Source organism: Pseudomonas sp. FH1 (genome assembly GCF_000510895.2).
Classification (GTDB): Bacteria; Pseudomonadota; Gammaproteobacteria; order Pseudomonadales; family Pseudomonadaceae; genus Aquipseudomonas; species Aquipseudomonas azotoformans_A.
Map to the genome: position 1 here is coordinate 42372 of NZ_AOHM01000052.1, position 15027 is coordinate 57398.

A 15027-nucleotide genomic window follows, 5' to 3' on the forward strand; every position below is an offset into this window, starting at 1 on the left:
GAGCCTGACCATGACCGTCCTCAGCCGTTGCTTGTTGATTCTGGGCGTAATGCTGGCCAGTGCCTGTGCCCAGCAACCCGCGCCTTTCACTCCACCCGCCGAGCGGCCGACCCCGGCCAACGAAGCGCCGTGGCCGAAAAACCATTTCCTGGGCATTGCCTACCACGACGTCGAGGATCGCGACCCCGATCAGGCGGTGGTGGCCGTGCGCACCGAGCGTTTGATCGAGCAGTTGGCCTGGCTGCGCGAGAACGGCTACAAGGCGGTCAGCGTCGACCAGATCCTGGCGGCCCGCAACGGTGGGCCTGAGTTGCCGCCCAAGGCGATCATGCTCAGCTTTGACGATGGCTATTCGAGCTTCTACACCCGTGTGATGCCGATCCTGCGTGCCTATCGCTGGCCGGCCCTGCTGGCGCCGGTGGGCTACTGGATCGACACGCCGATGAACCAACCGGTGGACTTCGCCGGCCAGCCACGGCCGCGTGGCGAGTTCCTGACCTGGCAGCAGATCCGCGAAGTGTCCCAATCGGGCCTGGTGGAAATCGCCGCGCACACCGACAACAACCACAAGGGCATCCTGGCCAACCCCCAGGGCAACCTGGAGCCGGCGGCGACCTCGCTGCGTTTTGATCCTGCCACCGGGCGCTATGAAAGTCAGGCGCAGTTCGATGCGCGGATGCGTGCTGACGTTGCAGCGATCTCCAACAAGATCCAAAAGGTTACCGGCAAGAAACCACGGGTGTGGGTGTGGCCTTACGGTGCCGCCAAAGGCACTTCGCTGGCGATCATTGGCGAGCAGGGCTACCAGATGGCCCTGACCCTGGAAGATGGCCTCGACAGCTCCAGTGACCTGATGAACAGCCCACGCTTCCTGGTCGCCTCCGACCCGGATGGCGAGCATTTCGCCAACAGCATGGTCGCGGTGCAAGCCAAGGCGCCGATGCGCGTGTTGCATGTGGACTTGGATAACGTCTACGACCCGGATCCGGCTCAACAGGCACGCAACCTCGACCAGCTTGTGCAGCGCGTGGTGGACATGGGTGCGGGCACTGTGTTCCTGCAAGCCTTCGCCGATCCCAAGGGTGACGGCCTGGTGCATTCGGTGTACTTCCCCAACCGCCACTTGCCGGTACGCGCCGACCTGTTCAACCGCGTCTCCTGGCAGTTGCACACCCGTGCCCATGCCAGCGTGTATGCGTGGATGCCGGTTCTCAGCTTCGCCCTCGACCCCAAGTTGCCCCGCGTAACGCGCTGGGACCCGAAAACCGGCCAGGTCGGCCTCGACCCGGACCAGTACAAGCGCCTGTCGCCGTTCGACCCGCAGGTGCGCAAGATTATCGGTGAGATCTACGAGGACCTGGCGCGCAACAACGCCATCGACGGCGTGCTGTACCACGACGATGCGGTGTTCAACGATTTCGAAGATGCCAGCCCCGCCGCGCTCAAGGCCTATGCCGCCGCCGGCCTGCCGAACACCATTGAGGCGCTGCGTGCCGACCCGGCCGTGATGCAGCGTTGGACCCGCTTCAAGAGCCGCTACCTGATCGACTTCACCAAGGAGCTGACTGCCAAGGTCCGCGCCATCGGTGGGCCGCAAATACTGACCGCGCGCAATATCTTCGCCGAGCCGATGCTCAACCCCGGCAGCGAAGCCTGGTTTGCGCAGAACCTGGATGATTTCCTGCAGACCTATGACTGGACCGCGCCCATGGCCATGCCGCTGATGGAAGGCCAGGAGTACAGCAACTCCAATGCCTGGCTGGAGAAGCTGGTCGCCACGGTCAAGGCGCGCCCCGGTGCCATGGAGCGCACCGTGTTTGAACTGCAAGCCAAAGACTGGCGCACCCAGGCCGCACCGGACATCAACGCCAAGCAGATGGCTGAATGGATGGGTGTACTCAAGCGCCAGGGTGTCACGAGTTTTGGCTACTACCCGGACAACTTCCTGGAAAACTCCCCGGACCTGAAGACTGTGCGTCCGGCCCTTTCCAACCAATGGAACCCTTGACCATGTTCGACAGACTCTTGGCTTTATTCGTGCTGGCATTGGTATTGGGTGTGCCCCTGGGCCTGATCTTCCTGGTCACCGGGCAGTTCCTGATGGACTTTGTGTTTTTCTACCCGCTGTTCATGTCGGCGTTGTGGATCGCAGGCGGCCTGTATTTCTGGCTGCACTGGGAGCGCCACTGGGCCTGGGAAGAAGACACACCGGCGCCGACCTTGGCCGCCAACCCGCTGATCTCGATCATCATCCCTTGCTACAACGAAGGGGATAACGCCGCCGACACCATCCATGCGGCACTGGGTCAGCTCTACCCGAACATCGAAGTGATCGCGGTGAACGATGGCTCCAAGGACAACACCGCCGCCGTGCTCGACGCCCTGGCGCTGGAGAACCCGCGCCTGCGCGTGCTGCACCTGGCGCAGAACCAAGGCAAGGCCGTGGCCTTGCGCATGGGCGCCGTGGCGGCGCGCAGCGAGTTCCTGGTGTGCATCGATGGCGACGCGTTGCTGGATAAAAACGCGGCGGCCTACATGGTGGCGCCCATGCTGGATAACCCGCGCCTGGGTGCTGTGACCGGCAACCCGCGCATCCGCACACGCTCGACCTTGATCGGCCGCGTACAGGTCGGTGAATTCTCTTCGATCATCGGCTTGATCAAGCGCACGCAACGGGTGTTTGGCCGGATCTTCACGGTGTCGGGTGTAGTGGTCGCGTTCCGTAAAAAGGCGCTGGACCGCATCGACTACTGGAGCACCGACATGATCACCGAGGACATCGATGTCAGTTGGAAGCTGCAGCTCGATCACTGGAGCATCTTCTACGAGCCCCGCGCCCTGTGCTGGATCCTCATGCCCGAAACCGTCGGCGGCCTGTGGAAACAGCGCCTGCGCTGGGCCCAAGGTGGCGCCGAGGTGCTGTTCAAGAATATCCGTGGCATCTGGCAATGGCGTCATCGCTACCTGTGGCCGCTGTTGTTCGAATACTGCCTGTCCACCGGTTGGGCGTTCACCTTCCTGTTGTCGGTGATCTTCTGGGGCGTGGGTAAATTTATCCCGCTGCCTCAAGCGATTGCGGTCGACTCCCTGATGCCACCGGCGTTCACCGGCTTGGTATTGGCCATGGTGTGTCTGTTGCAGTTTGCCGTGAGCATCATCATCGACCGCCGCTACGAGAAGGACCTGTGGAAAACCCTGTTCTGGACCGTGTGGTACCCGATGGTGTTCTGGCTGGTCAGCCTGTTTACCACCCTGGTCAGTTTTCCCAAGGTGTTGTTCAACCAGCATCAGAAGCGTGCGCGCTGGGTCAGCCCGGATCGCGGTATCAAACCCACTGAAGAGGAGGCGTGATCATGAAACTGGTCAGAACTCGCCAACGGCTGGTGATGTGGATCATCGACGTGCTGTTGACCCTGATGGCCTGGGCCGGCCTGATTTGGTTGCTGGCACGTGGGATCAGCTCGATGCTGGAGACCCACGATGGCCCGCGTATCGAAGCGCCGATCTTTGCCGCGCTCAATACCTTGCAGGTGTACCTGTGGATTGCATTGTTCAACGCCGTGATCCTGGTCACCTGGGCGCGCTACCAGCAACGCAAAGGGCGCAAGTTTGCCCAGCGTCGCGCCGAGGCTAAGGCGCTCACGGATAAGAATCTGAGCGAGAGCTTCAGTCTGGGCGAAGGTGACTTGGAGCAACTGCGTCGGCCTGGGGTGCTGGTGATCCACAACGATGAGGACGGTGGTGTGGCGCAGGTCAAATCCCATGTTTCCCGTGATGTGGAAAAGCCCGGGCTGACCCTGGTGCCTGGCAAGGACCAGAACAAAGACGCTGGCTAAGAAACATGCAGGAAGATCGTTCCCACGCAAGGTGGGAACGATCCGGTTTAATCCCGACAAATGGGATCCAATTCACAAAACCTCCGCGAACTTTTCTGCTTTTTCCGGTACTAACCTATCTCGGCAATAACTTGATGGCCAACTAATGGCAATTTATAAGTTATCCGACGAATCGCGATCAATAGTGCTGCCGCTTGTCGGAATAATAATTCCAGTGACAGGCCATGTATCTCTTTGATTATTTTTAGTTGTTATTAATCAACAGCTTGCATGATTAACTAGTACGAATGTGCAACTAACTCTTGTTTTTGAGTTGGTGCAAGTTCGATGTTAGTTTGCCGGCCCTTGATTTTCGATGGATCGAACATGTCTTTGTTACTGCCACGGACTCGGTATCTGCTGTGCACTTTCCTGCTCGCCTATTTGAGCCTGAACAGCGCCACGGCCGCTCCTACGCCTGGGGATCAGGACCTGATCCGCGACCGCCAGAACCGCCTCCTCGAAGAGCAGCGCCGGCGCCTGGAAGAGCTCCAGGACCTGCCCGGCAAAGACACCCAGCCCCAGGCCCCGGCGCTGCCAGCGGACACCCGTTGCTTTCCCATCCAGGACATCGAACTCAAGGGCGCCGACAGCCTGTCCGGCGGCGACCGCAGACTGCTGCTCAAACCCTATGTCGGCCAGTGCTTGGGCGTTGCACAGCTCAATGAATTGCTCAAAGTCATCACTGACTACTACATCGCCAAGGGCTGGGTCACCAGCCGTGCCTACCTGCCGCAACAAGACCTCTCCAGCGGTCATCTCCAGGTGCTGGTGGTCGAAGGCAAACTCGAAGGTTTGAAGGGCGCACAGGGCAGCAATGTGACTGATCGCGAACTGGCGATGGCGTTTCCCGGCAAGGTCGGCGAGGCGCTGAACCTGCGGGAAGTCGAGCAACTGGTGGACCAGCTCAGTCGCTTACCCTCCAAGCAGGCGCAGATGGAATTGACCCCTGGCAGCCAGGTCGGCGGCAGTGAAGTGCGGGTCAAGAACACGCCACAAAAGCCCTGGCGTGCCAGCCTGTCACGCAACAACGACGGCCAGAAAAGTACCGGCGAACAGCAATGGGGCGCGGGCCTGGAATGGGACAGCCCGTTAGGCCTGGCCGATCAGCTGATTCTGCGTGGCGGCCACGACGCCCTCAGCGACCACCAGAAAACCTCGAAAAGCAGCATGCTCTATTACAACCTGCCGTGGGGCTGGTGGAACTTCAGCTACAGCTACAGCGAGAGTGAATACCGCACCTTCGGCAGGGTCGATGACTTCAAGTTCAAGCAGAACGGCGACAGCCAGAACCACCAACTGCGCGCCGAACGCGTGATCCATCGTGACGATGTGAGCAAAACCTCGGTCAACGTCGGCCTGACGCACCTGCGCACCAACAACTACGTGCTCGACGCACGCCTGCCGACCAGCAGCAACCGTCTCAGCGAGTTCCAGGTCGGCCTCACCCACGGCCGGCGTATCGGCAGTGCCTTCATCAACTTGGACGTGGGCATGCAAAACGGTATCGGCGCCTTTGACGCGCAAAGCAATCGGCAAGAACGGGACGCCCAGGGCAACCTCACGGCGACGCCGCGCTATCGCAAATACACCGCCACCATGAGCTACCTACAACCCTTTACGTTGTGGGGCGAGTCGTTGAGTTTTTCCAGCCTCGCCACCGGGCAACGCAGTGAAGACGTCCTGTATTCACCGCAACGCATGAGCCTGGGAGGGTCCTACTCGGTGCGCGGTTTCAAGGACCAGCAACTGAACGGCGACAGCGGTGGCTACTGGCGCAACGAAGTGCGCTGGGCGCGACCGGTCACCCTGGACTGGATGCGTCCGGCCTTCGCCGAATACGGCGCCAGCGTCGGTTATGACCAGGGCGTGATTCGCAACGATCGCTACAACGATGACGAGCATGGGCGCGTATCGAGTAATTCCGTCGAGCTGTTCGCCCGCGGCAAATACGTCAGCACCAGTGTGACCTTTGCCCATTCCCTGGAGCGACCTGGCGTGGTGACCGAGCGCGAAGCGCCGATCTATTTCCGCCTGGATTTCTTCCTGTAATTCAACGCCGCTGCCTTGAGATTTAAGAATATGGATGTTCGCCCTGCTTCTGCCCTGAAAAGCCTGTCCCAACGCGGCCTTGCGCTGGTCCTGGCCAACGCGCTGTTCTGGCAGCCGCTGCTGGCCAATGCTGACGGCATCGTGGTCAGCGGCCCGGGCACCAGCGTCGGCCAGGCGGGCAACGGCGTACCGGTGGTGAACATCGCCACGCCCAATGGCAGCGGCTTGTCCCATAACCAGTTCAAGGACTACAACGTCGGCCCCAATGGCGTGATCCTCAACAACGCCACGGGTGCGCTGCAGAACACCCAACTGGGCGGGATCATCGTCGGCAACCCGAACCTCAAGGGCGGCGCGGCGAACGTCATCCTCAACGAAGTCAACGGCGGCAGCCCCAGCCAGTTGCGTGGCTATACCGAAGTGGCGGGGCAGTCGGCCAAGGTCATCGTGGCCAACCCTTATGGCATCAGTTGCAACGGCTGCGGGTTTATCAACACCCCCAACGTCACGCTGACTACCGGCAAACCGGTGATCGATAAAGTCGGTCGCCTGGATCATTACCAGGTGGATGGCGGCGCCGTGACCATCGACGGCAAAGGCCTGAACGCCAGCAACGTCGACCGTTTCGAGATCATCACCCGTTCGGCCAAGATCAACGCGCAGATCAACGCACGCGAACTCACCGTGATTGCCGGTCGTAACGACGTCGATGCGCAAAGCCTTAAAACCACCGCACGTGCCGATGACGGCAGCGCTAAACCTGAACTGGCGATCGACTCCTCGGCGCTTGGCGGCATGTACGCCGGCGCCATCAAGCTGGTGGGCACCGAAGCCGGCGTGGGCGTGAAGCTCGACGGTACGCTGGCGGCCAGTGGCGGCGATATCCAACTGGATGCCAACGGCCACTTGAGCATGGCCCAGGCCGCCGCCAGCGGCGCGGTGGACATCAAGGCCGCCAGCCTCGACGCGAACGGGCCGGTCTACGCCGGCACCACGCTAAAGGCTAAAACCAAAGGCGAGCTGAAAAACCGCAAAAGCCTTGCTGCTCGCGACAGCATCACCCTGGCCAGCAATGGCCAACTGACCAACAACGGCATCATCGAAGCCGGGGTCAACGCCGATAACACGCGCAATGCCGGTGGCGACGTCACGCTCGACAGCCAGAACATCACCAACACCGGCCGGGTGATCGCCAATCGCAGCCTCACCGCCACCGCCGCACAAACACTGGATAACCAGGGCGCCACGATGAGTGCCAAGCAGGCGCTGAACGTTACCGCCGCCAGCGTCGACAACCGCAACAAGGGCCAACTGCTCAGCGACGGCGCACAAACCCTCACCGTCAGCGGCCTGCTGGACAACAGCCAGGGCGGCATCATCGATAGCACGGGTGCATTCACCCTGTACGGCAACCGACTGGACAACAGTGCCGGTAACCTCACGGGCGCAAGCTCCATCACCCTGGATTTACTCGGTGACCTGATCAACCGCAACGGCAAGCTGGCGAGCGTCGGCCCGCTGCTGGTTCAACGCTCCGCCCATGTGGATAACCAGGGCGGCAAGCTCGCCAGCCAGGGCCTGCTAACCCTGTTTGCCAACAGTGTCGATAACCAGAGCAGCGGGACGCTGGCCGCCAACGATGGCCTGGCGCTTACCACCACCGGCCTGCTGCAAAACGGCGGCAACGGGCTGATCCACAGTGAAAAGGCCGGTGTGACGATCACCGCCGGCACCCTCGCCAACAACGGCGGGCGCATCGCTGCCAAAGCCGGCGATGCGGTGATCGATGCCACCGATTTCAACAACGGCAGCGGCACGCTGTTGGCCCGTGATCGCATTCGCCTCAGCGGCTTGAATGTGGATAACGGCGGTGAGATCGCGGCCAACCAGATTGACCTGACGCTGCAAGGCGCCCTGACCAACCGCGGCTTGATCGAGAGCGCCACGACCCTGGATGTCGACACCGCCAGCCTGACCAACAGCGGCCAGATGCGTGCAGTGGGCCAGGTAGGTAAAACCCGCTACGCCATCGGCGGCTTGCTGAACAACAGCGGCAGCCTGGAAACCGCCAACGACCAGTTGAGCCTCGCCGCCGGCACTTTCCAGAACACCGGCGGCAAAGTGCTGCACGTGGGCACTGGCGTGCTGGATCTTAGCGGCATCAGCCTCGACGATGTCGGCGGCAGCCTGGTAACCAATGGCGACCTGACCCTCGATAAAACCCATTGGACCAACAGCACCGCAATCCAGGCCGGGCGCCTGACCGTCAATGTCGACAGCCTGCAACAGACAGCCAGCGGCAAACTGCTCGGCACCCGTGCACTGGTCGGTAAAGGCCTGGACTGGACAGTTGGCGGCGCCGTCGCCAGCCAAGGCAGCCTCGACCTGTCCGTGGGCAACCTGCTCAATGACCATGGCCTGATCTTCAGCGGCGGCGATATGAACCTGCGCGTCGAGCGCCTGAAAAACCTCGGCGCCAACATTTACGCCATGGGCAACCTGCGCGTTGATCGCGACGGCCAGGGTGGGCTGGCGACCAGCATCATCAACAGCTCAGGGACCATCGAGAGCGAGCGCAACCTGACCCTGGCCGCCAGCACGATCCAGAACATTCGCACTGTGCTCACCACCGAGTCGGGCATCTACAGTGCGTCCATCACCCCCGTTGCCTGTGTCGAGGGCGTGACCGGTGGCGACTGTGACGGCGGCAAACAGAACCGTCCGTTCCAGATCACCCAGCGCGAACACCTGATCGTCAAGGAGGCTTCAGCCGCCTCCAGTATCACCTCGGCCGGCAACATGCTGTTGACCGGCGGTGATCTGCTCAACAGCAGCAGTAGCATCGCCGCCGGCGGTAACCTGAGCGTGCGCGTCAACCAGCTGAGCAACATCGGCCTGGTGACCCACGACACCCAGCACGACCGTTTCTTCATGTCTGAACGCGAGCGCAAGCCGCAAGGCTGGTACCTCTACGCGGCGAATTTCACCCGCCAGTATTCCGTTGACGGTGCTGGCTACGACGCCAACAACCTCGGCGGTCTTGAAGCAGGCATGGCCGCCTTTATCGGCATGATGCAAAAGGAGCTGGTCGAACTTGGCAAGACCACCGAACTGTCGCCCACCGACCAACGCTACGCCGCGGTCATCCAGGCAGGCGGCGCTGTGGATGTGGTGGCCCAGGCCGGTATCGACAACACCGTGGTACGCGGCGGCTACACCTACGTGGGCAGCGGCGCCAATACCCAGGCGCCGGGCTACTCGACCCAGGTCAGCCTCAACCCGCAACTGCCGCCGGACGTTGCCCAGCAGCAGGTCAACCCACTCGGCCTGCCGGGCTTCGACCTGCCGACCGGGGAGAACGGGCTGTTCCACCTCAACGACGGTAAGGGCGTGAATGGCCTGCCGACCAGCCAGTTCGCGGCTAACCCGCACAAGTACCTGATCGAAACCAACCCGCTGTTTACCGACATGCGTCAGTTCCTGGGCTCGGATTACATGCTGACCAAGCTCGGCTACGACCCCGACACGGCGCAGCGCCGCCTCGGTGATGGCTTCTACGAGCAGCGCCTGATCCAGCAAGCCGTGCTCGCCCGCACCGGCCAGCGTTTCATCGACGGCCAGACCAGCGATGCCGACCTGTTCAAGCACCTGATGGACAACGCCATCAGCAGCAAAAGCGCGTTGAACCTGTCGGTCGGCGTGAGCCTTACCGCCGAGCAGGTTGCGGCGCTGACTCACGATATCGTGTGGCTGGAAAACACTACCGTCGCCGGGCAACAGGTGCTGGTGCCGGTGCTTTACCTTGCCCAGGCCAGCAACCGCCTGGCGCCGAATGGCGCGTTGATTTCCGGCAGCGACGTCCGGCTGATCACCGGCAGCAATCTCAATAACGCCGGCACCCTGCGCGCCACCGGCAGCCTGTTGGCAAACGCCGGCGGCAACCTCACCAACAGCGGCCTGATGCAAGCCGGTGGACGCCTCGACCTGCTCAGCGGCAACAACCTGAGCAACCGTGGCGGCGGCGTGATTGCCGGTGGCGACGTCAACCTCGTCGCCGGTGCCGACCTGCTCAATGAGCGCAGCGTGACCACTCACGAAAGCGCGAGTGCCTATCGCACTGAACGCAGCGACTTTGTCGACAGTGCCGCGCGTATCGAATCTGCTGATGCACTGGCGTTGAAAGCCGGTGCCAACCTCTACAACGTCGGCGGCGTGCTCAAAAGTGCTGCGGATACCACGGCACAAGCCGCTGGCGACGTGAATATCATCGCTGCGCAAACGATTAATAGCAGCGCCGTCGGCACCCGTTCGAGCTTCAAAAACATTGCACAGCAGGGCTCCGTGGTCGAAGCCGGCCGCGATTTGCACGTGATCGCCGGTCGCGACATCAGCGCCGTCGCCAGCCAAGTGGAAGCCAAGCGCGATGTGAACCTTGTCGCCACCCGCGACCTCAACGCCATCGCGGCGGCCAACGAGCAACATTCGTCGTTCAATTCGAAAAAAGTCACCCGCATCGAAGACCACGTCCAGCAAGTCTCCAGCGTGATCAAGGCCGGTGGCGACGCCACCCTGAGTGCCGGGCAAGACCTGCAACTGGTGGCCAGCCAGGTGAATGCCGGTAGCGAGGCTTACCTGGTGTCCGGTAAAAACCTCAGCCTGCGCACCGCCGAAGACCAGGACTACAGCTTCTACAGCAAGACCAAGAAAACGTCCCAGGGCAAGAAATTCCGCCTCGACGAAACCGACGTGGTGAACAACGTCGGCAGTCTTGTCAGTGCAGGTACTCACAGCACCGTCGTAGCCGGTGCAGACCTGCTGCTGGCTGGCAGCGCGGTCACCGCCGAGAAAGGCGCGACGCAATTGGTCGCGGGCCAGGACGTGAACATCCTGGCCGTGAGCAATTCCGACAGCGCCCGCCATGAGCGCAAGGAGAGCAAAAGCAGCTGGGGCGGGCTCAAGTCGAGCAAGGTCCAGGACAAGGTCGACGAAAAACGCACCACCGCGATGGGCAGCATGGTCTCCGGCGAAACCGTCACGGTTGCCGCCAAGCGCGACGCTACCGTCACCGGTTCCAACCTGGTCAGCACCGGCGACCTCGCCGTGCAAGCCGGTCGCGACCTGACCATCGACGCGGCGCAAAACACCTTCGCCCGCACCGACATGCACAAGGAAAAAAATCGCGACCTGACCGGTGTGCTGACCGGCAACAAGCTCGGTCTGGATGACATGACCGGCAACCAGAAGCTGTATATCAACAGCTCCAAGCACAACGGCACGGCCAATGAGATGACCTTGACCGGCAGCACTATTGGCTCGAGTGCGGGCAATGTGTCGTTGACGGCGGGGCGTGAGTTGACGGTGGTGGCCAGTGATCTGGTGAGCACCAAGAACATGGAGTTGAGTGGTGCCAATGTCACCGTCACCTCGGGTGTGGAGACTGCCAGTCAGACCAGTAAGGACAGTTCGAAAAGTCTGGCAGTAGGCCGTGTTGTCGCGGGCTCTGTCGTCGATACCGCCAACAGCATTCGCGACGCCGCAGAGGCCGCTCGCAGTGCCGACGACCCGCGCCTCAAAGCGGTAAAAATCGCCCAGGCGGCGCTGTCGCTCTACAACCTCAATAACCAGGGCGGCGAGCTCAATAAGCAGAGCACCGGCTTCAAGAACAAAACCGGTGGCTCCGCCGGCAACGGTTCGCTGATCAAGATCGGCACCGAACTGGCTAACACGCGTACCAAGAGCAGCAGCGAATACGCGGCGCAGACCGTTCACCAGAGCAACCTCAACGTCGGGGGCAAACTGTCGATCATTGCTGCGGGCGACGCGCCGGGCACGTTGGGTGACCTGACGATTACCGGCAGTACGTTGAAAGCCGACAGCACGTTGCTGTCCGCGAAAAACAACATCCTGATGCAAAGCGCGCAGAACACCACCGACCGCAAAAACGATGGCTCACGCAATCGCACTGCCATCGGCGCCAGCTTCAACATCGGCGAGCAAAATGGCTTCACCCTCGACCTTGGCGCACAAACCGCCAAAAACTTGGGTTCGGGTGGCTCGGTTACCCAGGTCAACACCACGTTGGACAGCGGCTCGCTGGTACTGCGCAGCGGCCAGGACACCAGCCTGATCGGGGCACAGGTACGGGCTGATCGTATCGATGCCGACATCGGCGGCAACCTCAACATCCTGTCGCGCCAGGACACCGATACATCCAAGAGCAAGCAGGACAGCGCGGGCTTTGGTGCGAGCATCTGCGTTCCACCGTTCTGCTACGGCTCAACCGTGGCAGCGTCCGCCAACCTGGCGGCGTCGAAGATGAACAGCGACTACCAGGCTGTCACCGACCAGAGCGGTTTCTATGCCGGCAAAGGTGGCTACACCATCGACGTGGCCAAGAACACCACTTTGCAAGGTGCAGTGATTGCGAGTGAAGCCACCGCCGATAGAAACCTGTTGCTGACAGATCGACTGCTGGTCAGCGACATCAAGAACAAAAGCGAGATTGAGAGCAAATCGGCGGGCGTGAGCGTCTCCGGTTCATACAGTGGCGGCGTGGGCACGCTGACTCCAGGTGCCCTGTATGGCATGGCGCTTAATGATTCGGATCACAGCTATACGCGCAGCGCTGTCAGCGAAGGCGCGATCCTAGTGCGCAACCCCGAGGGCGCTAACGACCTCGTCGGTTTGAACCGCGACACAGCGAATGCTAACCAGCGCCTCGACAAGCCTGATGAAAAGGCCATGCAAGAGCGCATGGACTTGGTCAAAAGCTCGATGGAGTTGACCAAGGGGATTGGCGACGCGATTGCTGCGGCGAGGATCAAGGCCGCTGACGACCCTAATAGCGACGTCAACAAAGCGACCCGAGAAAAGCTCGTGCAGGAAGGGGTTGCTAACCCGACGCGGGATCAGATCAACCAACGTGCCCAGCAGGATTATGGCGTAGGGAGCAGCTTCCAGAAGGCCAGCCAGGCGGTAACGGCTGTGGTGCAAGCGGCCATGGGCGGTAGCGTCGGGGGCGCGTTGGCGGGGGCGGCGGCGCCGTATCTGGCAGAAACAATCAGGGACAGGACCAAGGGCGACCCCACAGCCAATCTGATGGCCCATGCGGTACTGGGTGCTGTGCTCGCCAAGGCTGGCGGTAACTCAGCACTTGCTGGCGCAGCCGGTGCTGTGGCGGCGGAAGAAACCGCCAGGCTGATCAAGGAGCATCTGTATGGCGTCGTCAGTAATGAAAGCCTGACCCAAGAGCAAAAACAGACAATCGCCAGTCTTTCGACCTTGGCGGGTGGCCTTTCTGGATCGCTGACCGGCAAGGGCGCGCTGGATGCGGTGGCAGCGGCGCAGGTTGGGAAAAACGCGGTTGAAAATAACCTGTTGAGCCCGGCTAACGAGTCTTTGCTACAAAAGGCTCGCGACGCGATCAAGCACAAAAAGTACACCATCGAGGACGCAAAGACGCTTATCGCGCTCGATCAGCAAGATCAGATTTCAGATGCCTTGGTTGAGCGCCTGCGCCGCAATTCAGACTCGATGTCGGCTGCCGATAAAGCCGCAGCACAGGCGTACCTCACGGATTACGCAAACGCACTCGTTGCGGCGTATGGACAGGGTGAGGCTGATCGCCGCATCTACGCGCTTATGCGGCCCGGTCCTCTGCGACAAAGCAACGATGTGGCGTACGCGGCTGGGAGCTTCAATAAAGACGCTTCGCTAGAACGGCTCTATCCCGGCGATTTGTTGGCGCAGATGAACCGCTTTCCTAGCGAAAACGAACAGCTTTACCGCGACGCGCAACAGAAAATGCTCATTAACCAGCACTACGAAGGGGAGGCTGCAATTGGCACGCCTGCTTTGTATGTGCTGGGCGGGGGCGTGGGGTTGGCTGTACGGTTGGTGACCGCTGAGAGCGGCGTATTGCAGATCACTTATGGTGGCGTGCAGGCCTATAACGGTGACTCAAGCGACGGCGCCAAGAACATTTTCCTTGGGGCTTTGAACGCATCGGCTGCCGGTTTGCCGAGCGTGTTTAAAGGACAGTCGGTCGCCGGGTCTACTAAAGGTGTGGTAGCCAAGAATGAGAATGCTTTTGGGGGGCAGGGTGACTGGGAAACGAGTGTTCTGGTCGAAAGAAATGTTATACCGGCGACCCCAAAACCAATGGTTGATGCCGATGTTGTCACCCTCGCCAACGTTAACTATGGGCGTAGTCCTTTCTCAGAACTGAACGGCGCAATCGGCGAAGCGCGTGGATGGCACCAGACATTGGACTCCGGCCAGATAGGCGTCTCCGGTCCCGGAAAAGCATCGCTACCCGGTGCAGATTTCATTACGTATGATCCGTCGATTCGTTCACTGATTGTTTGGGACGCTAAGTATCGAGCGGAAGGGGGACGTTATCCTTCATCGGTGCCGGCTTCAAAACTGCAGGCCTGGCAAACCGAGATCGTAAATTCGGTCAAAAATATGCCAGAGGGACCGCATAAAACGGCAGCTGAAAATGCACTCAAGGCTGGCAGGGTCGAAGGCAAAATATTCAAATGGCCGCAATAATTCTGGAGGGTGTGGTGATGATTCCTTGGTCGTTGTTGCTTGAGCAAAAAGCAGGTGATGTCCTTGATACATCCGGAGCGGCACTTTCACTCATCGATGAGGGTGTTTATGGAACTTGCGATAATCAATTTTGCTTGGCCGACACCGTTAACGAGGATGGTCAGGACAAACTCCGATTAGTTTCTTTTTACTGGGCAACCAGCGAGGCAGCGTTTCGTCGAGCCTATTTCAGAGAAGTTGAACGTGATGACATGGCTGTCAGTAGTCCCCCTGCGGAATTGATACCAAAGACGGCAGGCACGACCTATGGTCAAATCAAGCAAGCGTTGAAGGCCGTGGGGGACGTTATGGAACATGCCTCTTACCGCATAATGTCCGATGGTGCCTTTGTTCACAAAAGCCTCGAGAACGCGTCAGTGGTCTACTATTTTCGCTCGACAGACATATTGGATGACGAGCTGCCCTATGCCATTTTGTGGAAATGTCGCGGGCTTGGTAACTATTAAAAAGCAGCAGGGGAAAATAGGGGGCAGAACACGATTACTGC

6 protein-coding genes are annotated in these 15027 nt (G+C 60.5%); all 6 read left to right on the top strand.

Annotated elements, in window-relative coordinates:
* The first annotated feature begins 10 nt into the window (after positions 1-10).
* The gene (gene pgaB, locus H096_RS16845; protein WP_033900130.1) at positions 11-2008 is read left to right on the top strand and encodes a poly-beta-1,6-N-acetyl-D-glucosamine N-deacetylase PgaB; all 1998 of its coding nucleotides are present in this window, start codon (positions 11-13) and stop codon (positions 2006-2008) included.
* A 2-nt stretch (positions 2009-2010) separates the two neighbouring features.
* Positions 2011-3351 (top strand): poly-beta-1,6-N-acetyl-D-glucosamine synthase, encoded by a 1341-nt coding sequence (gene pgaC / locus H096_RS16850; protein ID WP_033900132.1) that lies wholly within the window; start codon positions 2011-2013, stop codon positions 3349-3351.
* 2 nt (positions 3352-3353) lie between these two features.
* Positions 3354-3836 (top strand): poly-beta-1,6-N-acetyl-D-glucosamine biosynthesis protein PgaD, encoded by a 483-nt coding sequence (gene pgaD, locus H096_RS16855; protein WP_033900133.1) that lies wholly within the window; start codon positions 3354-3356, stop codon positions 3834-3836.
* 366 nt (positions 3837-4202) lie between these two features.
* Positions 4203-5927, top strand: a complete 1725-nt coding sequence (locus H096_RS16860) for a ShlB/FhaC/HecB family hemolysin secretion/activation protein (RefSeq protein ID WP_033900134.1) — start codon at positions 4203-4205, stop codon at positions 5925-5927.
* A 30-nt stretch (positions 5928-5957) separates the two neighbouring features.
* Positions 5958-14480, top strand: a complete 8523-nt coding sequence (locus H096_RS16865; protein WP_241495512.1) for a hemagglutinin repeat-containing protein — start codon at positions 5958-5960, stop codon at positions 14478-14480.
* Complete coding sequence (locus H096_RS16870; RefSeq protein ID WP_237142536.1) at positions 14468-14986, top strand: hypothetical protein; 519 nt, start codon at positions 14468-14470, stop codon at positions 14984-14986. The genes H096_RS16865 and H096_RS16870 overlap by 13 nt, the downstream gene beginning before the upstream one ends.
* Positions 14987-15027 lie beyond the last annotated feature (41 nt).